Genomic DNA, 22,320 nt, shown 5'->3' with positions numbered 1-22,320 from the left:
GCGGCCACCGTCCGCTGAGGGGGAGGTGGCGGGGCGTGCGAAGTCGACCCGGTCACCCGGATCGCCGTAAGAAGTGTACGGGACCCGCCGGGCGCCGGGTGACGGAGATGCCCGGGAGCGGACGGGGCCGGAGGCCGGGGGCGCGCTCGGTGTTCACGGCGAGTGCGCGCGGTGTCCACGGTCAGGCGCGTCCGATGTCCATGGTGAGGCGCGTCCGATGTCCACGGTCGGGTGGTGGAGATGTCCACAACCGGCGAGTAGTCCACAGGCGCGGCCCATGATCCCCGGAATCCCGGCCTCCGGGAGAACGTGGGCGCATGCGCTTCCCGACCTCGCGGCCCCCGGACCGCTGCGCCCTGGACCACCGCACTCCGAGCCGCCGTGCCCGGGGCGTCCGTTCACCGGACCTCCGTGCCCTGGGCCTCCGTTCCCCGGGCCGCCGCGCCCTGGGCTTCCGTGCTCAGAGCCGCCGCGCCCGGGGCTTCCGCGCTCTGGGCTTCCATGCTCTGGGCTTCCGGGTTCCGGGCCGTCGTGCCCTGGGCCGCCGCGCCCGTCCGTCTCCCGTCTGCGCCGTGCTGCTGGGGCTGGTGGTGGCGGTGCTGATGGCCGCGCTCCCGCCGCCCTCGGCCGCCCTGCGGCTCCTTCCGGCCGTACGGGCCGGGGAGTCCCCGCTCCCCGTGGCTCTCCGTACCGGGGCGCCCGGCAGGGCCCCCGGCGCTCCGGGTGAGAGGGCCGGCGGGCCGGTCTGGCCGCTGGCCGGGAGACCCGCGGTGGTCCGGGGGTGGGAGCCGCCCGCCGGTCCGTACGGGCCCGGGCACCGCGGCGTCGACCTGGCGGCCCGGGCGGGCGACACCGTGGTGGCCGCCGCCACCGGCCGGGTCGCGTTCGCGGGGCGGGTGGCGGGGCGCGGGGTCCTCGTCATCGAGCTGACCGGCAGCGGGGCGCCGCCGCTGCGCACGACGTACGAGCCGGTGCGGGCGCTGGTGGCGCAGGGGGACGAGGTCGTCGCGGGGCGGCCGGTCGGCCTGCTGGAGGCGGGGCCGTTCCACTGCGCCCGGGGCTGTCTGCACTGGGGGCTGCGGCGGGGCGAGGCCTACCTCAACCCGCTCTCGCTGCTGCGGCGCGGCCCGTCCCGGCTGCTGCCGGTGTCCGGGGTGCCCGAGCTGTGAGGGGCACCGGAGGCCTGTCGCGTACGACGGTGGCACCTCGGTCGCGCACGGCGGCGGGCCCGGCTCGCTCACGACGACGGGCTCGGTCGCCTACGCCGTCGGGCCTCGGCCGCGTGCGCCGTCCGCCCCCTGTCACGGGCGGCGACCGGGCCCCGACCGCTCACGGCGGCGGGGTCAGCCCCGTACGCCGCGCAGGATCATCGCGACGGCGGTGTCCGCGATGACGCCGGGCTCCTCGGCCACGCTCAGCTCGATACGGCGCACGGCGGCGTCGACCGAGCCCTGGAGGAGCATCGCGGCGAGCCTGGGCTGCGTGTGGCCGAGGTCCCCGAGCGCTTCGACGATCATGGCGATCAGGCCGCCGTGCGCGGCCCGGATCTTCTCCCGGGCACCGGCGTCCAGCTCGCTCGCGGAGATCGCGACGACCGCCCGGTGGCGACGGTCCCCGACGAGGTCGAGCTGTCGGCGCACATACGCCTCGATCTTCGCCTCGGGCGTCTCGGCGCGCTCCATCGCGTTCTCGACCTCGGCCGCCCAGACGGGGAAGTCGACGGCGCACAGCTCCTCGACGACGGCGGCGCGGGAGCGGAAGTACTCGTACACGGAGGACCGGGCGAGGCCCGTGCGCTCGGCGAGTGCGGGGAAGGTCAGCGCCTCCGTACCGCCCTCGGACAGCAGGGAGCGCGCGGCGTCCAGGAGGGCGCCGCGCTGCATGGTCCGGTGCTCGGCCACGGAGGCCGCTCGAATCCTGGGCACGTATCCACTCTACGGCGGCGACTGCCGGAGGGAAGGGCTCAGCCTCGGACGGGGTGGCCGGTGGGTGGAGTCTCAGCGTCCGGCATCGGCCAGTTTCGCCCGGAGCTGGAGCACGGATTTGGTGTGGATCTGACTCACCCGGCTCTCCGTGACGCCGAGGACGTTGCCGATCTCGGCGAGGGTCAGGCCCTCGTAGTAGTAGAGGGTCACCACCGTCTTCTCGCGGTCGGGCAGCGTGTTGATGGCCCGCGCGAGCAGCCGTCTCAGCTCCCGGTCCTCGGCCACCTCCACCGGGTTGTCGGCGGCGGTGTCCTCCAGGGTGTCCATCAGGGTGAGCCGCTCGCCGCCGTCGCCGCCGACCTGGAGCATCTCCTCCAGGGCGACGACGTTGGCCAGCGACAACTGGCTGAAAACCGCGTGCAGTTCCTCCAGCGTGACCCCCATCTCCGCGGCGACCTCGGCCTCGGACGGGGTACGCCGCAGCTGGGCCTCCAGCGTGGCGTAGGCGCGTTCCACGTTGCGCGCCTTCTGCCGCACCGAGCGGGGGATCCAGTCGAGCGCCCGCAGTTCGTCGATCATCGCGCCGCGGATCCTGGTGATCGCGTATGTCTCGAACTTGATGGCCCGCTCGACATCGAACTTCTCGATGGCGTCGATCAGTCCGAAGACCCCGGAGGAGACGAAGTCGGCCTGCTCGATGCTGGACGGCAGCCCCACACTGACCCGGCCCGCGACGTACTTGACGAGCGGCGAGTAGTGCAGGATCAGCTGCTCCCGCAGCCGCTCGTCGCCGGTGGTCTTGTACGAACGCCACAGTTCGTCGAGCGAGGAGGGGGCGGGAGGGCGCACAGTGCCACGCGCAACCGGTGGTACTGCCGCGCGGTCAGACCCGGAGGTGTGCTGGGGCATGTGGTGCCTTGAGCCGTTCTGCCGTGAAGTGCTGGGGACTTCTGTCTGGGGCGGAATCCTTGTGAGCGTAGCGTGACTGTGGCGTCGCAGTCCGCACAGGAGCGGAGATCCGTGCCGCGTGATTGCGTTCCGCCTGCCGCGCCGCCCGCACCTGCCGGGAGCCGGGGCCCTCGCGGTGGGCGACGGCCCCCGACAGGTCACCGATCGATCGTGCGCGGTCATCGGCCTTACCTTTTCACCCGAATGCTCCAGGTCAAGAACCGCCTCGCCGTACAGCGCGGTCGCGGGGCGACGAGCGCGTCAACCGCCAGCCGTCGCCCTCGCGTTCGACGAACCCCAGTGAGTGCAGTTCGTACAGTCGCCCGAGCGTTTCGTCGGCCGAGGCGCCCGCTCCACGGGCGAGTTCACGGATGCGCGTCAGACCGTCGTACGGAAGGGCGTCGAGGACCCTCGCCGCGATCGGGTCCAACCGGTCCCGGGGCAGCACCGGACCGCGCCGGTCGGGTGCGAGGTCACCGATCTCCCCGATCAGCTCGGCCACTTCGGACGCCTCGGTGACCAGCACCCCTTCCCCGCGCAGCAGTTCGTGGACACCGGCCGACAGTCCGCTGGTGGCGGGGCCCGGCACGCCCATCACGAACCGGCCGAGCCGCTGCGCCTGCCGGGCGGTGACGAGGGAACCGCTGCGGTACTCCGCCTCCACCACGACCGTCCCCCTGGTCAGTGCGGCGATGACCCGGTTGCGCAGGACGAACCTGGCCCGGGTGGGATGGCCGCCCGGCGGCAACTCCGCGACCACCAGGCCTTGTCGGGCCACCCGCCCGATCAACTCGGCGTGGCCCCGCGGATAGGGGACGTCGACCCCGCAGGCCAGCACCGCCGCCGTCGCGCCGCCCACGGCCAGGACCCCGCGGTGGGCCGCCCCGTCCACACCGAAGGCCGCGCCCGACACCACCACCCAGCCGCGCTCCGCGAGCCCGGCTCCGAGGGTGGCCGCCATGTGCGCCCCGTACGGCGTGCAGGCCCGCGCCCCGACCACCGCGACCGAACGCAGGGCCCACAGCCGCAGATCCGGCCGCCCCCGCACCCAGAGCGCGACGGGCCGGGCGTCCCCCAGGTCGTCGAGCTGGGTGGGCCACTCCCGGTCCCCCGGGCAGACGAGGCGTCCGCCGAGAGCGGCCACCGCCGCCAGGTCCCGCGCGGGGTCGGTGGCCGCCGCGCGGAGCCGGTAGCCCTCCAGCCGTACGGCGGTCATCCCCGGCAGCCTCTCGGCGGCGCCGTCCTCGGTGCGGAGCACCCGTAGCAGCTCGACGGCCCCCACCTGCCGCAACCATGCCCCGGCCCGCTCGTCCCCCGGCTCCACCACCCGCGTCAACGCGGCCCGCGCCAACCGCTCGGCCTCGACGCCCGACTCCGGCCCGTCCCCCGGCACCGGCCCCCGTTCCAGCCCCGGCAGCTCCGACAACTCAGCCTCCACCCGCGCGGGCACCGACCGCTCGGACTCCGACGGCCACGCAGGCACCGACGGACCGGTCTCCGGCCACGCAGGCTCCGACCGTTCAGCCTCCACCCGCGCGGGCACCGGCCGCTCGGACTCCGGCCGCTCCGACTCCACCCGCCTCACAGCGCCCCCGCCCCCATCGGCGCCCCGCGCTGGACGCCCGTGCGCAGCTCCAGGGCCACCGCCACGTCCCGGGCCTCCGGCCTGGGGGCGCCCCGGAGGTCGGCGACCGTCCAGGCCACCCTCAGCACCCGGTCCAGGCCCCGGGCCGTGAGGAGGCCGCGTTCCAGGTCGCGTTCGGCGGCGGCCAGGGCGCCGGGGGCGGTCAGCAGGCGGGTGCGCAGCTCATGGCCGGGCACCTCGCTGTTGGTGGTCCAGGGCGTCCCCGCCAGGCGCTCGGCCGCCCGGTCCCTGGCCTCCCGCACCCGTGCCGCCACCGCGGCGGTCGGCTCGCCCCGGCCGCCCTGCTCCAGCAGGTCCGCGCGGTCTACCGGCTCCACCTCGACCCGCAGGTCCACCCGGTCGAGCAGGGGCCCGGAGAGACGGGCCTGGTAGCGGCGGACCGCCGAGGGCGGGCACTCGCATCCCGCGCCCGCGAGGGTGTGCCGACCGCAGGGGCAGGGGTTGGCGGCCAGCACCATCAGGAACCTGGCCGGCAGCCGCACCACCCCCGCCGCCCGCGCCACCACCACATGGCCCGACTCCAGCGGCTGGCGCAGTGCGTCCAGGGCCTTGCCGGAGAATTCGGGCGCCTCGTCCAGGAAGAGGACCCCTCGGTGAGCGAGCGAGACCGCGCCCGGCCTCGGCATCCCGTTGCCGCCGCCCACGAGGGACTGCATCGTCGCGGAGTGGTGCGGGGCGCAGTAGGGCGCCCGGGAGACGAGCGGTTCACCCGGGGGAAGGATGCCCGCCACTGAATGGACGGCCGTCACTTCGAGGGACTCCTGCCGGGTCAGCGGCGGCAGGACCGCCGGGAGCCGCTCGGCCAGCATGGTCTTCCCCGCGCCCGGCGGGCCGGAGAGGAGCAGATGGTGGCCCCCGGCCGCCGCCACCTCCAGGGCCTTGCGGGGGCGCGGCTGGCCCGCCACGTCCGCCAGGTCCGGGGTGTGTCCCCCGCCGCGCGCCGAGGCGGGCGCGAGACCGGCGCCCAGGCCGGTGCCCGGGACCATGAGTCCGGCGAGCATGGCGTCGGGGCGCCCCCGGTCGTCGGTGGGCTCGTCGGGGACCGGCTCGTCGCAGAGGACGGCGATGAGCTGGCGCAGGCTCCGTACGCCGAGGACCGAGACACCCGGCACCAGGGCGGCCTCCCCGGCCGTCTGCTCGGGGACGACGACCTGCCGGTATCCGGCCTCGGCCGCCGCGAGGACGGCGGGGAGCACCCCCCGGACCGGACGGACCCGGCCGTCGAGCCCCAGCTCGCCGATCATCACCACGTCCGCGATGACGGCGGCATCCAGCCGCTCCGCCGCCCCGAGGATCGCGCACGCGACGGCGAGGTCGAACCCCGAACCGCCCTTGGGGACCGAGGCCGGGGAGAGCCCCACCGTGAGCTTCTTCTGCGGCCACTCGGCTCCGGAGTTCGTCACCGCCGCCCGCACCCGGTCCCGGCTCTCGATCAGGCTCTTGTCCGGCAGCCCGACCAGCGTGAAGGCCGCCACCCCGGGCTCCAGGTCCGCCTGGACCTCCACCACCACGCCCTCGACGCCCACCAGCGCCACGGAACACGCCCGTGCGTACCCCATCAGGCCACCCCCCGTGCGTGCTCGGTCACCGGGGCGCCGCGCCGGGGCACGATCACCCCGACCAGATCGATCCGGACCCCGCCGGGCGGCGGCCCGCCGTGCCGCTCCAGCCAGATCCCCGCGAGCCGTCGCAGCCGGTCCGCCTTGACCGGGGTGACCGCGGCCATGGGGTGTTCGAACCGGCCCGATCTGCGGGTCTTCACCTCGCAGAGGACCAGTGCGTCGCCGTCCGCGGCGACGATGTCGACCTCTCCGGCGCGACAGCGCCAGTTGCGCTCGATCACGGTCATCCCGGCGTCGGACAGCAGCCGTGCCGCCAGATCCTCGCCGTACCGCCCGAGTGCCCCCCGTGCGTTCATCTCTCCACCACCTCCGGGACCGACTCTGACCCGGCCGCCGGAAAGTTGTGGATCTTGGTGGACAACTCCCCCGATGTGGAAAACCCGGTCACCCACAGGGGTGACCGGGTCTCCACGTCGTGTACGCGACGCCCATGGTCAGGACCGCGCTCCGTCCGGGCCGCGCGTGGTCCGGGCCGCGCGGGTCAGCCTCCCGGGAGTTCCAGATCGCTCTTGTTCAGCTCTTCGATGTTGACGTCCTTGAAGGTCAGCACGCGGACCTGCTTGACGAACCTCGCGGGCCGGTACATGTCCCAGACCCAGGCGTCCGCCATGGACACCTCGAAGAAGACCTCACCCTGGACGGAGTGCACCTGCATCTCGTAGTCGTTGGTGAGGTAGAAGCGCCGTTCGGTCTCGATCACATATTTGAACAGACCGACGACATCGCGGTACTCCCGGTAGAGCTTCAGCTCCATCTCGGTCTCGTACTTCTCGAGGTCCTCGGCGCTCATGGCATGTTTCCCCTTCAGCCGTGCGTCCCCCCATTGTGCGTCAGCCTCCGACGCCCCTGGACGATCAGACGATCTCGGCGGCGAGGACCAACGGAACACGCGGGGGACCCTCGTCGAGGAGCGTTCGCAGCAGCTCGGCGAGTCTGGTCGGGTACACCGTCTCACGCGCCGAGAGAAGTTCGGCGGAAGTCCACCACCTCAGCCCGGCGACGCTGCGCAATTCCAGCTCGGTGAGGCCCTGCGGGGCGGTGGCGGTCTGTGCCGTACGGGCCAGGAAGTACCACTCGTCCTGGTCCCAGCGGCGCCCGTCGAACGGGAACGAGCAGGTCCGCTTCCAGAGCACCGGGCCCAGCTCGATGGCGGTGATCCCGGTCTCCTCGGCCAGCTCCCGGCGGGCGGCCTCCTCATGGGTCTCGTCGCCCTCCAGACCGCCGCCGGGCGTGAACCACCAGTCGTCGTCCGGGTCGGCCGGCTCATGGCCGTGGAGCAGCAGGATGCGGTCGTCGGGGTCCAGGAGCACCACCCGGGCCACTCTGCGCGCCCCGGCGGTCACCGGGCTGCCCCGGGGGCCCGTCGGCGGGCCGAGCGGGCGGCCACGGGCCCGTACGCGGCTCCGCCGAGGATGAGCACCATGCCCACCACCACGGCCCCCAGCTGGAGCGGGAGCGGGCCGTCGGCGGAGATGCCGCCGGGCAGCGCGGCGAAGGAGTCGGGGCGGCCGATCATGCCGTTCACCGGCCAGGCCACCGCGTCGACCCGGGCCTGGACGGCGCTCAGCGGTACGGAGCCCTGTCCGGGGTCGTCCAGGTGGACCCGGGAGTCCAGGGAGGTGGACCGCTCGTCGCCGAGCAGGAAGATCTGGCCCTCGGGCACCTCGGCGGAGAACTCCTGCGGCGAGGCGGGCGCGGGCTTGCCGTCGGCGCTGCGGCCCCGGTCCAGATACGGCTCCTCGACGGAGGTCCCGCCGACGGTGAGCCGCCCCTTCTCGTCGCAGCACGCCACCGTGTCCCCGCCGACGCCGACCACACGCTTCACCATCGGGGTGTCGCCCCAGACCCGGTCGGTGAAGACCACCACGTCACCGCGGCGGACGTCGGCGCCCGATATCCGCTCCGCGAGCACCCGGTCGCCGGCGTTCACCGTGGGGGACATGGAGTCGGTCGGGACGGCGTACGGCTTGTAGACCACCGCCGCCCAGAGGAAGCCGCCGAGAAAGAGCACGCAGCCGACGGCCACGGCCAGACCGGACACCATGGCGCCGGTCCGGCCGCGGCCGCCCCCGTCACGTTTCGTACCGCTCATCCCAGCGCTCCCCCATCGGAGATCGACAATCGCTGATCCGAGTCGGCACCCTACCCGGCGGTACGCCGGACGGTCAGCCTCCTGCGCCGCCAGAGCACCAGGGGCACGGCTCCGGCCAGGCCCAGTGCGGCCGGAGCCATCGAGGCGGCCGCGTTCAGGCCGGGCTGGTCGAAGGTGTCGGGCACCGGCAGGGTCGCCCAGCGGCCGATGGGCCAGGCGACGACGATCGCACGGCCGACGACCTCGTCGTTGGAGACGGTGCCCTGGCCGGGAAGCTCCTGGTGGTAGCGGGAGTCCAGGGAGTTCTGCCGGTGGTCGCCCATGACGAAGATCCGGCCCTCCCCGACCTTGATCGGGCCGAAGGGCTTGTCGTTGCACGGGGTGTTCCCCGGGAAGATGAACGACTTCTCGTCGAGCACCTTGCCGTTGACCGTGACCGGCCCGTTCTCCTTGCACTCCACGGTGTCACCGCCGACCGCGATCACCCGCTTGATCAGGTCCTTCTCCTCCGAGGAGGGCATCAGACCGATGAAACTGAGGAACTTCTGCGCCACGTTGGGCTCGGGGGTGGCGGTGTCCTCCAGCCAGCCGCCCGGGTCGTGGAAGACCACGACCTCGCCGCGCTCCGGCTCCGCGCCGAACCACGGGGTCAGCTTGTCGACCAGCACCCGGTCGCCCCGCTGCAGCGTGTTCTGCATCGAGTCCGAGGGGATCGAGAACGCCTGGATCAGGAAGGTCTTGATCAAGAGCGCCAGGACCAGCGCGATACCGATGAGCAGCGGCAGCTCCACCCAGAAGGAACGGTGCTTCTTGGGAGGCCTGTCATCACCCCCCGGCGTCCCGCCGTCGTCGCCGGGCGTACCGCTCTCACCGCCCGGCGGGACCGCCTGGCCGCCTGCGGGAGAGTCGTCGTGCCCCGGCCGGTCCTCGGGCTCGTCGCGTCCGGATCGTGCGCCGACCGCCAAATCCCCCACATCCACTCCTCAGTACGTGCCACTGCCCACGCCCCATCCGGCGCAGGCCCACCACTCCCATAACGAGCGGGAGTTCCGCAGGGGTCGGGAGCCGGACCATTCCGTCCCGATCCGGAGGGGCAACCCTATGCGACGGCTCCGGAACAGCAGCCTCCGATCCCCGCCCGGAACCCGGCGCCGCGGCCTCCGGTACCTGCCCGGACACCGGCGCCGCGGCCCGCGATCCGCTCGCCCGCGCCACCGCGGCGAAGGCCTCGCGCTCCTCCAGGGTGGTCCAGTTGGCGAGCGGCCAGGCGATCACGACGGCCCGCCCCACCACCTCGTCCTCGGAGACCGTGCCCCGGTCCGGTTCGTCGAGGTGGAAGCGGGAGTCGGCGGAGTTGGAGCGGTGGTCGCCCAGCATGAAGAGGCGTCCGGGCGGGACCTCCACCTCGAACTGCACGGTCGAGGGCCGGTCGTCCGGGTGCAGATAGGGCTCGGTGAGCGGTACGCCGTTGACGGTGACCCGGCCGTCCTCGCCGCAGCACTTCACGGTGTCGCCGCCGACCGCCACCACGCGTTTGATCAGGTCCTGCTCGTCGTCGGATGGCAGCAGGCCGATGAACTTCAGCGCCTCGGTGACCTGCTTGACGCCGACCGGCGGGTCCTCCTTCTCCCCGGTGTTCTCCTGCTGGAGCCAGCCTCCGGGATCCTTGAAGACGACGACGTCCCCGCGCTGCGGCTTCGATCCGAACAGCGGGGTCAGCTTGTCCACCAGGACCCGGTCACCGATCTTGATGGTCTGCTCCATCGACCCGGACGGGATCACGAACGCCTGGACCAGGAAGGTCTTCAGGACCAGCGCGATCAGCAGCGCCATCACGATGAGGACCGGTATCTCCTTCACCGCGGACCTGCGGCGCTTGCGCCGGACCTTCTTGGCGAGCTTGCGGCGCTCGGCCCGGGTCGGCAGCGAGCGGGGCGCGGTGGGCCGGGTCCCGGTCGGCAGGGACGCGTCGGGGTCCGGGGCACCGCGGGGGCGCCCGCGGTTACCCATGCGCTCCGCCGGGCTCCCGTACGCCGTCGAAGGCGCCGGTCCCTTCGAGGCCGCCGATCCGGGCCGGCGGCCAGCCCAGCCAGTCCACCCGGCCGATCACCCGCTCGACGGGGACCATCCCGCCGCCGGGCGAGCCCAGGTGGTCGCGGGAGTCACTGGAGCGGCTGCGGTGGTCGCCCAGCATCCAGAGCGTGGACCGGGGGACGACGATGTCGAACGGCGCCTTGGAGGCGGTGTCCCCGGGGTGGAGGTACGTCTCGTCCACCGGCGCTCCGTTCACCGTGAGCCTCCCCCGCGCATCGCAGCAGACGACCCGGTCGCCGCCCACGCCCACGACGCGCTTCACGAAGTCGGTGTCGGGGGGTTCGGCCAGACCGAGCGAGGCCGCCGCCCCGTGGACCAGGGCGGCCAGCGGGTGGGCGTCCGGGTCCTCCCGTACGAAGGAGCCCGTACCGTCGAAGACCACGACGTCCCCGCGCTCGGGCTCGGCGCCGAACCGGTACGCGAGCTTGTTGACGAGCACCCGGTCCCCGACCCGGAGGGTGGGCTCCATCGAGCCGCTGGGGATCAGGAAGGGCTGGACCACGAAGGCGCTGAACAGCAGCAGCCCGGCCACGCCCGCCGCCCCCACGACGAGGGCGCGCCGCCGCCAGGGCCGTACGCGGGCGGTCGCCCTCCCGAGACGCGAGAAGCGCGACCCCTCCTCGGACCCGGTGGGGGGTTCCGAGGAGCGATCGCGCTCCGAGTGCTCTGCTTGGGTGTCCATCGCGGCCGAATCCTATCCGGCCGCGCTGTGGACACCAGCGGTGCCTCAGTTGTCGCGCTTCTCCTTGATCTTCGCGGCCTTGCCGCGCAGCTCACGGAGGAAGTACAGCTTGGCGCGGCGGACGTCACCGCGGCTGACCAGCTCGATCTTCTCGAAGATCGGGCTGTGCACCGGGAAGGTGCGCTCGACGCCGACGCTGAAGGAGACCTTGCGGACCGTGAAGGTCTCGCTGACGCCCGAGCCCTGGCGGCGGATGACGATGCCCTTGAACTGCTGGATACGGGAGCGGCTGCCCTCGATCACTCGCACGTGGACGTTGACGGTGTCACCCGGGCGGAACGCCGGGAGGTCCGAACGGAGGGTGGCGGCGTTGACGCCATCGAGCAGGGAAGACATGAATTCTGCTTTCTTCGCCGATGCCACAGGTCATCGACGGGATATCGAGAGGAGTTCGGAGTGCTGATCGCGTCGGGCGGGCGTCTTTCCCCCTGTGGCAGGGGCGCACGCCGGACGTACAGCAGCGGCCTATTCTTCCACGGCCGGTGGCCTGCGCCAAAATCGGCCGCCGGGCTCCGGCGCGAAGCCCAGGATGGAGAGGATCTCGCGGTCCTTCTTGTCGAAGGCGCTGGCCTCGCACCGCTCGATCAGATCGGGCCGGTTGAGAGCGGTCCGGGCGAAGGCCTGGTCGCGCCGCCAGCGGGCGATCTTCCCGTGGTGGCCGCTGAGCAGGACGTCCGGGATGCCCCGGCCGCGCCACTCCGGCGGCTTGGTGTAGACGGGGCCCTCCAAGAGGTTGGCCATGGCACCGGGGGCGAAGGAGTCGTCGCGGTGGGACTCGGCGTTGCCGAGGACCCCGGGCAGCAGCCGCGCCACGGCTTCCGTGATCACCAGGACGGCCGCTTCCCCGCCGGCCAGCACATAGTCACCGATGGAGACCTCGACGACCGGGACGCGGGTGGCGTACTCGTCGATCACCCGGCGGTCGATGCCCTCGTACCGGGCCGGGGTGAAGACCAGCCAGGGCTGCGCGGACAGCTCCACGGCCAGCTCCTGGGTGAACGGTCGGCCGCTGGGGGTGGGCACCACGAGGACCGGGGAGTGCGCGCCGGACTCGTACCCGTCGGCCAGCGCCTCGTCCAGGGCGTCCCCCCAGGGCCCGGTCTTCATGACCATGCCGGGGCCGCCGCCGTACGGGGTGTCGTCGACCGTGTTGTGCCGGTCGTACGTCCACTCCCGCAGATCGTGGACATGGACGTCGAGGACCCCGCGGGCGCGGGCCTTGCCGACCAGGGAGACGTTCAGCGGGTCCAGGTACTCGGGGAAGATCGTGACGACGTCGAGCCGCATCAGGAGCCATCGCCCTTCGGCGTCCCGCCGGTCTCCCCGGCCTCCTCGGCCGCCGCGCCGCCGTCGGCCCCGTCCGCGCCCCCGTCGCCGTCGGCCGCCTCCGCGTCGCGCGAGGAGGCCACCACGGCCTCGCTCTCGTCGATCAGGCCGGGCGGCGGGGTGATGACCGCGCGCTGCTCCTCCAGGTCGATCTCGGTGACGATCTCCTCGACGAAGGGGATCATCACCTCGCTGCCGTCGGGGCGCTCCACGATGAACAGGTCCTGCGAGGGCAGGTGGGAGATCTCGGTGATCCGGCCGATCTCCGTGCCGTCGGCGAGGACGACGTCCAGGTCGATCAGCTGGTGGTCGTAGAACTCGTCCTCGTCCTCGGGCAGCTCCGCCGGGTCCACCTCGGCGATCAGCAGGGTGTTACGGAGCGCCTCGGCGCCCGTACGGTCGTGCACGCCCTCGAAGCGCAGCAGGAGCCTGCCGCTGTGGACCCGGCCCGACGCGACCGTCAGCGGACCCGTGGCCGCCGGTTCGGTGGCCAGGACGGCGCCGGGACCGAGCCGCAGCTCCGGCTCGTCCGTTCGTACCTCGACGGTGACCTCGCCCTTGATGCCGTGGGCGCGGCCGATCCGCGCGACTACCAACTGCACGCTGTTCTCCGAATTGATGGGGGTGCGGACGCATGGATGGGGTCCGGACGCGGTGGCGCCCCGGTGTGGCCGGCGAGAAGGGGCCGGGGACCGACAAAGGCCGGGGAAGGCTCGAAAGCCCTCCCCGGCCCTGGCCGGTGTTCAACTGCGGTCAGCGGACCTGGTCCACATCGACGAGGTCGACGCGGATGCCACGGCCGCCGATGGCGCCCACGACGGTCCGCAGGGCGCGGGCGGTACGGCCGTTACGGCCGATCACCTTGCCGAGGTCGTCGGGGTGGACCCGGACCTCCAGCACGCGCCCGCGGCGCAGGGTGCGCGAGGCCACCTGCACGTCGTCGGGGTTGTCGACGATGCCCTTCACGAGGTGCTCGAGAGCCTCCTCGAGCATGCTCAGGCCTCGGTCGACTCGGTGGACGCGGCAGCGTCAGCAGCCTCGTCCGCCTTCTTGTCGGGCTTCTTGGCCTTGGGGGTGATGGCCTCACCCTTGGCCTCGTCGCCGTCCGCGGACAGCGCCTCGAACAGGGCACGCTTGTCAGCCTTGGGCTCCGGCTGCAGCAGCGGCGCGGGGGCCGGGAGGCCCTTGTGGGCCTGCCAGTCACCGGTGAGCTTCAGGATCGCGAGGACCGGCTCGGTCGGCTGCGCGCCGACGGACAGCCAGTACTGCGCGCGCTCCGAGTTGACCTCGATGCGGGAGGGGTTCTGCACCGGGTGGTACAGGCCGATCTCCTCGATGGCCCGGCCGTCACGGCGGGTACGGGAGTCGGCGACGACGATGCGGTAGTGAGGCGAACGGATCTTGCCCAGACGCTTCAGCTTGATCTTGACTGCCACGGAAGTGGTGTCTCCTGGTCTCTGACGTGGTTGGGCACAACGAAGATGCCACGTGGGGTTGCGGTACTCGGAGTGCCCGACGGACGCGTCAGCCGGAGGAGAGAGGGGTCCTATGCGGCTGTCGAGTACAGCTAGCCATTGTGCCACACCACTTCACCTCACCCCACCGCGACCGCCGCTTCCGGGATCCGGAACGGCTTGCCGCAGCCGCCGCAGACGATCGGCGCCTGGGCCAGGACCGAGGGGACGACGCGGACGTTGCGTCCGCAGTCGCAGACGGCCTTGACCCGGACCCCGCCCCCGGAGGAACCGTGCCGGGCGGCAGGGCCCCGGAAGGAGCGCTTGGTGTCGGCGGCGGTGGCGACCGTGTGCGCCTTGAGGGCGCGCTGCAGCCGCTCGGTGGTCGGGCGGTACCGGCGCTTGGCCTCGGGATTCAGCGTGACCAGCGAGAATCCGCTGCTGGGGTGGGGCTCCTCGGCATGGTCGAGGCCCAGCTCCTCGGCGATCGCGAGGAAGCGTCTGTTGTGGTAGCGGCCGGCGCGGGAGGTGTCACGGACCCCTCTCGCGGCGGCGATGCCGTGGACTGCCTCGTGGAGCAGCCGTTCGAAGGAGAGCTCGGCGCCACAGGCGGACGAGGACTCTCCGATCAGGGACTCTGGCGCGGCTAGATCGGGCAGCTCGGGGTGGTACCGCTGAATGTCGGCCCACGCCTGTGCCAGCTCTGCGGCAAGTACAGGTGGTGTCGTGCTCACGTCGTGACAACGAGCCCGAGTGCCGTGGTGTTCCTATTCCGGGGCATCCCAAATAATTTGCACGTACCAGTCAGTTGCTCGTGATGTGCCCTGGATGCGGCCGGAGGCGGGCGGGTGCGCCGAACTGCGGAGAAGCCGCACAGCTCGCACCAAGGTGGTGCACAGCACGCGGTGCGCCCGGCGTACGGGGTTTGCGGCGCGCCGGCGCCCGTCGCCGCTCACCGGGCCGCCTGCGAGGGTACCCGGCGGCCCGTTCGACGTGCCCGGTGCCCGGTGTCGGGTCAGACTGATGCGGAGAGGGCGCATGACCGGGGTACGCAATCGGTGCCCCACACCCCCTGGACGGAACGGCGGATGCGCAGTTCTCTGGCATACGGGGGGTGCGGACACACGCACACGGGGGCCGTCCACTCGGACAAGATCGACCTCTTGGCGGATTGGGGCGCTTTCCATGACACCAACGCTCGTCCGGAACCTCCGGGACGCGGATCCCTCCGCGCCGGCGGACGCCGGAACCCGTGCCCGCGACTGGGCCGAGATCCAGGAACGCATGCTGGCACCGCTCTACGAGGCGGTGTACGACCGGCTCGAAGTCGGGGCCGCCACCCGGATGCTGTCGCTCGGCTGTGGCTCCGGGCTCGCCCTGCTGATCGCGGCGGCCCGGGGGGCGCAGGTCACGGGTGTGGACTCCGACCGGGAGCGGCTGGCGCTGGCACGCGCGCGGCTGCTGCCCGAGGAGGGCGCGGAAGGCGCGCCCGCGCACCGGGCCCGGCTGCACGAGAGCGGGCTCCCGGCGGGCGCCGGAGCGGACGGGGCACCGTACGGCCTGATCACCGTGTTCGAGCCGATCGGCTGCGCGGCCGGCGACTCCGAGGGGCTGGTGCCCGCGCTGGAGGCGGCGCTGCCGCTGGCGGCCCGGGGCGCGACCGTGGTGCTGACCGGCTGGGGCCCGCCGGAGCGGTGCGCCACGGCGCCGGTGCTGCGGGTCGCTGCCCGGCTGACGGAGTCCGCCCGTCCGCCCCGGCCGGGCGGGTGGCGGCCGACGCTCCGGGACGATCTGGAGGACGTGGCCGCGCGGGCCGGGCTGAAGCCGGACGGTTCGGGGCGGGTCTCCTGCCCGTTCGGATACGCGGACCAGGAGAGCGCGGTGCGCGGACTGCTGTCGACCGGGCTCTTCGATGACGCCGTACGGGCCACCGACCGCTCCCAGGTGGAGAAGGAGGTGGCGGAGGCGCTGCATCCGTACCGGCGCCCGGACGGCACGGTGTGGATGCCGAACGTCTTCCGCTACCTGGTCTGCAGGGCATGACCGGCCCTGGTCCGCGCGGAGTGACCGGCCTGCACGGCCTGCACGGCCTGCACGGCCTCCCCCGAAGGAAGCCCGCACGCATGGGGAAGCCGTACGCGGTGACCTGAGGGCCGCCGTACGCGCGTAAGGGGCGCCCTCTCTCAAGGGCGCCCCTTACACATGCCTGCTGTCGTCGTTCAGCCCATGAACTTCTTGAACTCGTCCGGCAGCTCGAAGTTCTTGTCGCCCTGGGCCGGCAGCCCGAACGCGCCGCCCTGGGCGGCCGCCTGCTCGCGGCGCTCCGCCGCGGCGGCCTCCTCGGCCTTGCGCTTCATCGGGTTGCCGCTCTTGCGCTTGCCCTTGGCCTGCTTGACCTGCTTCTTCTGCCGGCCGGGGCCGCCCCCCATGCCGGGCATCCCCGGCATCCCGGGCATGCCGCCGCCCTGGGCCATCTTCGACATCATCTTGCGGGCCTCGAAGAAGCGCTCCACCAGGCTCTTGACGGCGGAGACCTCGACGCCCGACCCCTTGGCGATACGGGCCCGGCGCGAGCCGTTGATGATCGTCGGCTCGGCGCGCTCCTTGGGGGTCATCGACTTGATGATCGCGGCGGTGCGGTCGATGTCGCGCTCGTCGATGTTGTTGATCTGGTCCTTGATCTGCCCCATGCCGGGCAGCATCCCGAGCAGCTTGGAGATGGAGCCCATCTTGCGGACCTGCTCCATCTGGGCCAGGAAGTCGTCGAGGGTGAAGTCCTTCCCACCCTTGCTCGACTGGAGCTTCGAGGCCATCTTGGCGGCCTCTTCCTGGCTGAACGTCTTCTCCGCCTGCTCGATCAGGGTGAGCAGGTCACCCATGTCGAGGATGCGGGAGGCCATCCGGTCCGGGTGGAACGCGTCGAAGTCCTCCAGCTTCTCGCCGTTCGACGCGAACATGATCTGCTTGCCCGTGACATGGGCGATCGACAGCGCCGCACCACCGCGGGCGTCACCGTCGAGCTTGGAGAGGACCACGCCGTCGAAGCCGACGCCGTCGCGGAAGGCCTCGGCGGTGTTGACCGCGTCCTGGCCGATCATCGCGTCGACGACGAAGAGGATCTCGTCGGGGCTGACGGCGTCGCGGATGTCCGCGGCCTGCCGCATCAGCTCCTGGTCGATGCCGAGGCGGCCGGCCGTGTCGACGATGACGATGTCGTGGACCTTGGCGCGGGCGAACTCGATGGAGTCCTTGGCGACCTGGACCGGGTCGCCGACGCCGTTGCCCGGCTCGGGGGCGTAGACCGCGACCCCGGCGCGCTCGGCGACGACGCTCAACTGGTTGACGGCGTTGGGGCGCTGGAGGTCGCAGGCGACGAGCAGCGGGGAGTGGCCCTGGCCCTTGAGCCAGAGGCCGAGCTTTCCGGCGAGTGTCGTCTTACCGGCACCCTGGAGACCGGCGAGCATGATCACGGTGGGCGCGGTCTTGGCGAACCGGAGGCGCCGGGTCTCGCCACCGAGGATGGCGACCAGTTCCTCGTTGACGATCTTGACGACCTGCTGGGCCGGGTTCAGCGCCTGGGAGACCTCGGCGCCGCGCGCCCGCTCCTTCACGTTGGCGATGAAGGCCCGGACGACGGGGAGGGCGACGTCGGCCTCGAGCAGGGCGATACGGATCTCGCGTGCCGTGGCGTCGATGTCGGCCTCGGACAAGCGGCCCTTGCCCCTGAGGTTCTTGAAAGTCGCGCTAAGGCGGTCGGAGAGAGTATCGAACACGGCGCTCGTCGGTCCTCAGGGTCGGGGGCGGGGCAGGTCAGTCGCCCTCCAGGGTATCCGGCCCCCGGAGAACACCAAGCCCTCGCCCGGAACCGGCCGGGCGAGGGGGTGCCGTACAGGTCAGCCGAGGGCCTTCTCGACCTCCCGGGCGACCTCGGCGGCCCGGAGTTCCGGCAGGGGTTCGCCGTCGGTGCCGGTGACGTAGAAGGCGTCGACGGCGTTGGCGCCGAGGGTGGAGACATGGGCGCTGCGCACCCGTACGGCGCTGGATTCCAGCGCGTTGCCGATCCGGTGCAGCAGCCCCGGGGCGTCCTGGGCGCGGACCTCGATGACGGTGGCCCGGCGGGAGCCCGCCGCCGCGACGGTCACCCGGGGCGGCGGGGCCTTCACCCCGCGCCTGCGCGGGTAGGCGGCCTCCCGCTCCGCGAGCCGGGCACGGATGTCCAGCGAGCCCTCCAGGGCGCGTACGAGGTCGGCGCGGAGCCGGGCGGCCTGCGGGAGGGACCCGTACTCGGCCGCCACCCGCCAGCTGAGCAGCAGCAGGTCCGCGCTCTCCCCCACCTCGTTGGGCAGCTCCACCGCCCGCAGGTCGGCGGCGCGCACGGTGAGCCGGTGCAGGGCGAGGACCCCGGCGGCGGCGGGCAGCACGCCGGGCCGGTCGGGCAGGGCGATGAGCAGCTCCACGCCGACGGGCTCCACCTCGCCGTCCCCGGCGGGCTCCTCGGGCCGGGTGTGCAGGGTGAGGACGGGTTCGCCGGTGCGCAGGGCCTCGATGGCGAGGCGTTCGTGCTCGGCGCCGGGCGCTCCCTCCTCCGTCTCCTCGGGCTCCTCCCCCGCGAGGACGGCGGCGACGCGCTTGACCAGGTCGGCCACGAGGGAGGCCCGCCAGGCGGACCAGGCGGCGGGCCCGGTGGCGAGCGCGTCGGCCTCGGTGAGGGCGTGCAGCAGCTCCAGGGTGGACGTGCTGGAGACGGCCTCGGCCACCGACCGCACGGTGGCGGGGTCGTCCAGGTCGCGGCGGGTGGCGGTCTCGACGAGCAGGAGATGGTGGCGTACGAGGGTGGCGATGACGCCCACGTCGTGCTGGTCGAAGCCGATCCGGGTGGCCATGTCCCGGGCGATGACCTCACCGGCCACCGAGTGGTCGCCGGGCCAGCCCTTGCCGATGTCGTGGAGGAGGGCGGCGACCAGGAGGAGGTCGGGGCGGTGGACGCGGCGGGTGAGGGAGGCGGCGCGGACGGCGGTCTCCACCAGGTGCCGGTCGACGGTCCAGGTGTGGACGGGGTTGCGCTGGGGGCGGCAGTGGACGCGTTCCCAGTCGGGCAGCAGCCGGGTGATGATCCCTTCCGCTTCGAGCGCCTCCCAGACGCCGACGGTGGCCTCCCCCGCGCCGAGCAGGGTGACCAGCTCCTCGCGGGCCTCCGGCGGCCAGGGCACCGGCAGCGGCCGGACGGTGGTGGCGAGATGGCGTACGAGGTGGCGGGAGAGCGGCAGCCCGGCCTCGGCGGCGGCCGCGGCGGCGCGCAGGGTGAGGACGGGGTCGCGGTCGGGGCGGGCGGCCCGGGCGAGGACCACCTCTCCGTCGGCCTCCACCACGCCGTCGGCGAGCGGGGCGCGCTCCGGCGCGGGTTTGGTGCCGCCGAGGGAGCCGCTGAGCATGGCGCGGAGCCGGGGCCGGACCGAGCGGGCGCGCAGCACCCGGTTGACCTCGCGCCAGGTGACGTCGGTGGCGTACGAGACCGTGCGCGCGGCCTCGTACACCTGGCGCAGCAGCGCGTCGGCGTCGAGCAGGCCGAGCGCCCCGGCCACCTGGTCCTGTTCCTGGAGGGCGAGGCGGTCGGTGGCGCGGCCGGTGGTGAGGTGGAGGGCGTCGCGGGCGTCGAGGAGGGTGCGGCGGGCCCGGTCGAGTCCTTCGCGCGGGGCGTCCGCGACCCAGGAGGCGGCGACGGCGCGCAGGGCGGTGGCGTCGCGGAGACCGCCGCGGGCCTCCTTGAGGTCGGGTTCCAGGAGGAACTGGAGCTCGCCCGCGCGCTCCGCGCGTTCCTGGCACAGCTCATGGAGGGCGGGGAGCCGTTTGGGTGCCTGGTTGCGCCAGTCGGCGAAGATCGCGGTGCGCAGGGAGGCGACGAGCCCGAGGTCCCCGGCGACGGGCCGGGCGTCCAGCAGCCCGAGCTGCACCTTGAGGTCCTCGCCGGCCGTCTTCCGGGCCTCGCCGGGGGTGCGTACGGAGTGGTCGAGGGCGAGGCCCAGGTCCCAGACCGGGTACCAGACGGCGTCCGCGAGGGCGGCGACGGCGGCCGCGTCGGCGCTGCCGTCGTGGAGCAGGAGCAGGTCGAGGTCGCTGCGCGGGGAGAGTTCGCCGCGGCCGTAGCCGCCGACGGCGACGAGGGCGGCCCCGCGCACCCCGGCGCGGGTCGCGGCCGCCGTGAACAGGCCGGTGAGCCAGTCATCGGTGAGCCGGGCGAGGGCCGCACGGCGCGGCGGCCCGGACCGCGCCTCCTGCTGGAGGAGGCGCAGCCGGGCCGCCGCGTAGCCGCTGGGTCCCGAGTCTTCGCTGTCGGTGATCGCTTCGGTGCTCGTCACCCAGATGCCTTCCGTTTGGCGGGGCCTCGGTCAGGGGCGCCCGTCCGGTGTGCGGGGCCGTCGGGCCGGGGGCCTTCGGCCGGGACGTCCGGCCGGGTGCCCGGCCCCTCGGCAGGGGGCTGTCGGGCCGGAGCCTTCGGCCGGATCGGCCGGCCGAGTGCCGGACACCGGCCGGAAAGCCCCGGCCGGGTGCCGGAGCCTCCAGCCCCAGTACACCCCGGCCGGGCGCCGGGCGCCGGGGCCCGGCCGGACCGGGTCCGGCCCGCGGGCCCCGGCGCCCGGCTCCGGCCGGCGCCTCCGTCAGAGGGCGTCCGGGCCGCGTTCGCCGGTGCGGACGCGGACGGCGGTCTCGACCGGGACGCTCCACACCTTCCCGTCACCGATCTTGCCGGTACGGGCGGCCTTGACGACGACCTCGATGAGCTGTTCGGCGTCCTCGTCCTCGACCAGGACCTCGATGCGGATCTTGGGGACCAGGTCCACGGTGTACTCGGCGCCCCGGTAGACCTCGGTGTGGCCGCGCTGGCGGCCGTAGCCGCTGGCCTCGGTGACGGTCAGCCCCTGGACGCCGAAGGCCTGGAGGGCCTCCTTGATCTCGTCCAGCCGGTGGGGCTTCACGACCGCGGTGATGAGCTTCATGCGTCCACCTTCTTTGCCTTCGGTGCTGCCGTCGGGTCCGTCGCGGGGGCGGTGGTGCGGGCGACCGAGCCGCCGCCGGTGCCGCTGAAGTCGTACGCGGTCTCGGCGTGCTCGACCTGGTCGATGCCGGAGATCTCGTCGTCCTCGGAGACCCGCATCCCGATGGTCTTGTGGAGCACCAGGGCGATGAGGCCGGAGACGACCAGAGAGTACGCGAGGACCGCGACGACGCCGACGATCTGCTTGCCGAGCTGTTCGACACCGCCGCCGTAGAAGAGGCCCTTGGCGTCGGACTGGACCCCGCCGGTGGCGAAGAAGCCCACCAGGATCGAGCCGATGATGCCGCCGACGAGGTGGACGCCGACGACGTCCAGGGAGTCGTCGTAACCGAACTTGTACTTCAGGCCGACCGCCATGGCGCACAGGACACCGGCGATGGCGCCGACCGCGATGGCGCCGAGCGGGGAGACGGAGCCACCCGCGGGGGTGATGGCGACCAGCCCGGAGACCGCGCCGGAGGCGGCGCCGAGGGTGGTGAAGGAGCCGTGGCGCAGCTTCTCGTAGATCAGCCAGCCGAGAACGGCGGCGGCGGTGGCGACCTGGGTGTTGAGGAACATGACCGCGCCGACGCCGTCGTCGTTGCCAAGCCAGGATCCGGCGTTGAAGCCGAACCAGCCGAACCACAGGAGGGCCGCGCCGAGCATGACGAGCGGCAGGCTGTGCGGCCGCATCGGGTCCTTCTTGAAGCCGATGCGCTTGCCGATGACGAAGATCACGCCGAGGGCCGCGGCACCCGCGTTGATGTGGACGGCCGTACCGCCGGCGAAGTCGATGACGCCCATCTCGAAGAGCCAGCCGCCCGAACCCCAGACCCAGTGGGCGACGGGGAAGTAGACGATCGTGACCCACAGGACGATGAAGAGCGCCCACGCGGTGAACTTCACGCGGTCGGCGAGCGCACCGCTGATCAGGGCCGGGGTGAGGACGGCGAACATCAGCTGGAAGGCCGCGAAGACGTACACCGGGATGGTGGTGCCGTCCCAGAGTTCGGTGAGGCCGATCCCGCTGAGGCCGACGTAGTCACCGCTCCAGCCGATCACCGAGCCGATGTCGGAGCCGAAGGCGAGGCTGAATCCGTAGAGCACCCACAGGATCGTGACGATCCCGAGGCTGATGAAGCTCATCATCAGCATGTTGAGGGTGCTCTTGACGCGGACCATGCCTCCGTAGAAGAAGGCCAGGCCGGGGGTCATGAGCATCACCAGGGCCGAGCAGATGAGCATGAACCCGGTGTTGGCGGCAGACAGCTCGGGGGCGTCTGCGGCAAGCGTCGTGATGCCTGGGGGCATCGGCGTCTCCTCGTCGTCGGAGCGGCCGCGGCGTGCGGGGGAAGGCTGCGGGACCACTGGGAAGGGTGCGGGCCGGTCAGGGGCGTCCGGTGGATCATGGCCGGAGACCGCCTGTGCGCCATGAGATT

At 72.9% G+C, this 22,320-nt stretch carries 23 protein-coding genes; 2 read left to right on the top strand and 21 right to left on the bottom strand.

Annotation, left to right across the window (positions count from 1 at the left end):
• The first annotated feature begins 317 nt into the window (after positions 1 to 317).
• Positions 318 to 1,169 (top strand): murein hydrolase activator EnvC family protein, encoded by an 852-nt coding sequence (locus ACQ9ZG_RS25350; RefSeq protein ID WP_499281255.1) that lies wholly within the window; start codon positions 318 to 320, stop codon positions 1,167 to 1,169.
• Between the two features lie 174 nt (positions 1,170 to 1,343).
• Here the strand turns inward: ACQ9ZG_RS25350 and ACQ9ZG_RS25345 are convergent, their stop codons facing one another.
• From ACQ9ZG_RS25345 to ACQ9ZG_RS25265, 17 genes are all read right to left on the bottom strand, one after another.
• On the bottom strand, positions 1,344 to 1,901 hold the full coding sequence (locus ACQ9ZG_RS25345) for a TetR/AcrR family transcriptional regulator (RefSeq protein ID WP_018488723.1): 558 nt from the start codon (positions 1,899 to 1,901) through the stop codon (positions 1,344 to 1,346).
• A 96-nt stretch (positions 1,902 to 1,997) separates the two neighbouring features.
• Positions 1,998 to 2,834 (bottom strand): RNA polymerase sigma factor WhiG, encoded by an 837-nt coding sequence (gene whiG, locus ACQ9ZG_RS25340; protein ID WP_028419457.1) that lies wholly within the window; start codon positions 2,832 to 2,834, stop codon positions 1,998 to 2,000.
• A gap of 253 nt (positions 2,835 to 3,087) precedes the next feature.
• Positions 3,088 to 4,200 carry a DNA-processing protein DprA gene (gene dprA / locus ACQ9ZG_RS25335; protein WP_499281638.1) on the bottom strand — a complete coding sequence of 371 codons (1,113 nt, stop codon included), beginning with the start codon at positions 4,198 to 4,200 and terminating at the stop codon, positions 3,088 to 3,090.
• A gap of 254 nt (positions 4,201 to 4,454) precedes the next feature.
• Positions 4,455 to 6,077, bottom strand: coding sequence for a YifB family Mg chelatase-like AAA ATPase (locus ACQ9ZG_RS25330; protein ID WP_499281254.1), 1,623 nt, complete (start codon positions 6,075 to 6,077; stop codon positions 4,455 to 4,457).
• A complete protein-coding gene (locus ACQ9ZG_RS25325) occupies positions 6,077 to 6,436 on the bottom strand; it encodes a YraN family protein (protein WP_028419460.1) in 360 nt (119 codons plus the stop codon). Before ACQ9ZG_RS25325 ends, ACQ9ZG_RS25330 begins: the two co-directional genes overlap by 1 nt.
• Positions 6,437 to 6,621: 185 nt before the next feature.
• The gene (locus ACQ9ZG_RS25320; protein ID WP_003965949.1) at positions 6,622 to 6,930 is read right to left on the bottom strand and encodes a DUF2469 domain-containing protein; all 309 of its coding nucleotides are present in this window, start codon (positions 6,928 to 6,930) and stop codon (positions 6,622 to 6,624) included.
• A 64-nt stretch (positions 6,931 to 6,994) separates the two neighbouring features.
• Positions 6,995 to 7,483 (bottom strand): NUDIX hydrolase, encoded by a 489-nt coding sequence (locus ACQ9ZG_RS25315; RefSeq protein ID WP_018488718.1) that lies wholly within the window; start codon positions 7,481 to 7,483, stop codon positions 6,995 to 6,997.
• Entirely contained in the window at positions 7,480 to 8,232 is a 753-nt protein-coding gene (lepB, locus tag ACQ9ZG_RS25310; protein ID WP_028419462.1) for a signal peptidase I, read from the bottom strand. The genes ACQ9ZG_RS25315 and lepB (ACQ9ZG_RS25310) overlap by 4 nt, the downstream gene beginning before the upstream one ends.
• A 50-nt stretch (positions 8,233 to 8,282) precedes the next feature.
• Positions 8,283 to 9,197 (bottom strand): signal peptidase I, encoded by a 915-nt coding sequence (gene lepB / locus ACQ9ZG_RS25305; protein WP_109915366.1) that lies wholly within the window; start codon positions 9,195 to 9,197, stop codon positions 8,283 to 8,285.
• Complete coding sequence (gene lepB / locus ACQ9ZG_RS25300; protein ID WP_028419463.1) at positions 9,100 to 10,242, bottom strand: signal peptidase I; 1,143 nt, start codon at positions 10,240 to 10,242, stop codon at positions 9,100 to 9,102. The genes lepB (ACQ9ZG_RS25305) and lepB (ACQ9ZG_RS25300) overlap by 98 nt, the downstream gene beginning before the upstream one ends.
• Positions 10,235 to 11,008 carry a signal peptidase I gene (gene lepB, locus ACQ9ZG_RS25295; protein ID WP_109915367.1) on the bottom strand — a complete coding sequence of 258 codons (774 nt, stop codon included), beginning with the start codon at positions 11,006 to 11,008 and terminating at the stop codon, positions 10,235 to 10,237. Before lepB (ACQ9ZG_RS25295) ends, lepB (ACQ9ZG_RS25300) begins: the two co-directional genes overlap by 8 nt.
• Positions 11,009 to 11,053: 45 nt before the next feature.
• Positions 11,054 to 11,404, bottom strand: coding sequence for a 50S ribosomal protein L19 (gene rplS / locus ACQ9ZG_RS25290; RefSeq protein WP_018488713.1), 351 nt, complete (start codon positions 11,402 to 11,404; stop codon positions 11,054 to 11,056).
• Between the two features lie 129 nt (positions 11,405 to 11,533).
• A complete protein-coding gene (trmD, locus tag ACQ9ZG_RS25285) occupies positions 11,534 to 12,355 on the bottom strand; it encodes a tRNA (guanosine(37)-N1)-methyltransferase TrmD (RefSeq protein ID WP_099219122.1) in 822 nt (273 codons plus the stop codon).
• On the bottom strand, positions 12,355 to 12,996 hold the full coding sequence (rimM, locus tag ACQ9ZG_RS25280; protein WP_415738598.1) for a ribosome maturation factor RimM: 642 nt from the start codon (positions 12,994 to 12,996) through the stop codon (positions 12,355 to 12,357). The genes trmD and rimM overlap by 1 nt, the downstream gene beginning before the upstream one ends.
• A 151-nt stretch (positions 12,997 to 13,147) precedes the next feature.
• The gene (locus tag ACQ9ZG_RS25275; protein WP_003980229.1) at positions 13,148 to 13,387 is read right to left on the bottom strand and encodes an RNA-binding protein; all 240 of its coding nucleotides are present in this window, start codon (positions 13,385 to 13,387) and stop codon (positions 13,148 to 13,150) included.
• A 2-nt stretch (positions 13,388 to 13,389) separates the two neighbouring features.
• On the bottom strand, positions 13,390 to 13,830 hold the full coding sequence (rpsP, locus tag ACQ9ZG_RS25270; protein WP_109917321.1) for a 30S ribosomal protein S16: 441 nt from the start codon (positions 13,828 to 13,830) through the stop codon (positions 13,390 to 13,392).
• 158 nt (positions 13,831 to 13,988) lie between these two features.
• Positions 13,989 to 14,582: a hypothetical protein gene (locus ACQ9ZG_RS25265; protein ID WP_003965961.1), complete on the bottom strand. Its 594-nt coding sequence runs from the start codon at positions 14,580 to 14,582 to the stop codon at positions 13,989 to 13,991.
• A 451-nt stretch (positions 14,583 to 15,033) separates the two neighbouring features.
• Here ACQ9ZG_RS25265 and ACQ9ZG_RS25260 point away from each other — a divergent pair, with 451 nt between their 5' ends.
• Positions 15,034 to 15,891 (top strand): methyltransferase domain-containing protein, encoded by an 858-nt coding sequence (locus ACQ9ZG_RS25260; RefSeq protein ID WP_499281253.1) that lies wholly within the window; start codon positions 15,034 to 15,036, stop codon positions 15,889 to 15,891.
• Between the two features lie 176 nt (positions 15,892 to 16,067).
• On the opposite strand, the gene ffh is transcribed toward ACQ9ZG_RS25260, so the two are convergent.
• From ffh to ACQ9ZG_RS25240, 4 genes are all read right to left on the bottom strand, one after another.
• The gene (ffh, locus tag ACQ9ZG_RS25255) at positions 16,068 to 17,621 is read right to left on the bottom strand and encodes a signal recognition particle protein (RefSeq protein WP_028419469.1); all 1,554 of its coding nucleotides are present in this window, start codon (positions 17,619 to 17,621) and stop codon (positions 16,068 to 16,070) included.
• Positions 17,622 to 17,741: 120 nt separating this feature from the next.
• Positions 17,742 to 20,204, bottom strand: coding sequence for a [protein-PII] uridylyltransferase (locus tag ACQ9ZG_RS25250; protein ID WP_499281252.1), 2,463 nt, complete (start codon positions 20,202 to 20,204; stop codon positions 17,742 to 17,744).
• Positions 20,205 to 20,504: 300 nt separating this feature from the next.
• Entirely contained in the window at positions 20,505 to 20,843 is a 339-nt protein-coding gene (locus tag ACQ9ZG_RS25245; protein ID WP_003965965.1) for a P-II family nitrogen regulator, read from the bottom strand.
• A complete protein-coding gene (locus tag ACQ9ZG_RS25240) occupies positions 20,840 to 22,192 on the bottom strand; it encodes an ammonium transporter (protein ID WP_499281251.1) in 1,353 nt (450 codons plus the stop codon). The genes ACQ9ZG_RS25245 and ACQ9ZG_RS25240 overlap by 4 nt, the downstream gene beginning before the upstream one ends.
• Positions 22,193 to 22,320: the final 128 nt, after the last annotated feature.

This window comes from Streptomyces araujoniae (assembly GCF_050871195.1).
GTDB classification, from domain to species: Bacteria; Actinomycetota; Actinomycetes; order Streptomycetales; family Streptomycetaceae; genus Streptomyces; species Streptomyces bacillaris.
This window is presented reverse-complemented; position numbering and strand designations above follow the sequence as displayed.

What these genes read in the sequence shown, in the direction of transcription:
- lepB (WP_028419463.1), bottom strand. Translation starts at nt 10,242, where the DNA reads ATGGGTAACCGCGGGCGCCCCCGCGGTGCCCCGGACCCCGACGCGTCC.
- ACQ9ZG_RS25260 (WP_499281253.1), top strand. Translation starts at nt 15,034, where the DNA reads ATGACACCAACGCTCGTCCGGAACCTCCGGGACGCGGATCCCTCCGCG.
- rplS (WP_018488713.1), bottom strand. Translation starts at nt 11,404, where the DNA reads ATGTCTTCCCTGCTCGATGGCGTCAACGCCGCCACCCTCCGTTCGGAC.
- whiG (WP_028419457.1), bottom strand. Translation starts at nt 2,834, where the DNA reads ATGCCCCAGCACACCTCCGGGTCTGACCGCGCGGCAGTACCACCGGTT.
- ACQ9ZG_RS25330 (WP_499281254.1), bottom strand. Translation starts at nt 6,077, where the DNA reads ATGGGGTACGCACGGGCGTGTTCCGTGGCGCTGGTGGGCGTCGAGGGC.
- ACQ9ZG_RS25320 (WP_003965949.1), bottom strand. Translation starts at nt 6,930, where the DNA reads ATGAGCGCCGAGGACCTCGAGAAGTACGAGACCGAGATGGAGCTGAAG.
- lepB (WP_028419462.1), bottom strand. Translation starts at nt 8,232, where the DNA reads ATGAGCGGTACGAAACGTGACGGGGGCGGCCGCGGCCGGACCGGCGCC.
- ACQ9ZG_RS25245 (WP_003965965.1), bottom strand. Translation starts at nt 20,843, where the DNA reads ATGAAGCTCATCACCGCGGTCGTGAAGCCCCACCGGCTGGACGAGATC.
- ACQ9ZG_RS25350 (WP_499281255.1), top strand. Translation starts at nt 318, where the DNA reads ATGCGCTTCCCGACCTCGCGGCCCCCGGACCGCTGCGCCCTGGACCAC.
- ACQ9ZG_RS25275 (WP_003980229.1), bottom strand. Translation starts at nt 13,387, where the DNA reads ATGCTCGAGGAGGCTCTCGAGCACCTCGTGAAGGGCATCGTCGACAAC.
- ACQ9ZG_RS25325 (WP_028419460.1), bottom strand. Translation starts at nt 6,436, where the DNA reads ATGAACGCACGGGGGGCACTCGGGCGGTACGGCGAGGATCTGGCGGCA.
- ACQ9ZG_RS25240 (WP_499281251.1), bottom strand. Translation starts at nt 22,192, where the DNA reads ATGCCCCCAGGCATCACGACGCTTGCCGCAGACGCCCCCGAGCTGTCT.
- trmD (WP_099219122.1), bottom strand. Translation starts at nt 12,355, where the DNA reads ATGCGGCTCGACGTCGTCACGATCTTCCCCGAGTACCTGGACCCGCTG.
- lepB (WP_109915367.1), bottom strand. Translation starts at nt 11,008, where the DNA reads ATGGACACCCAAGCAGAGCACTCGGAGCGCGATCGCTCCTCGGAACCC.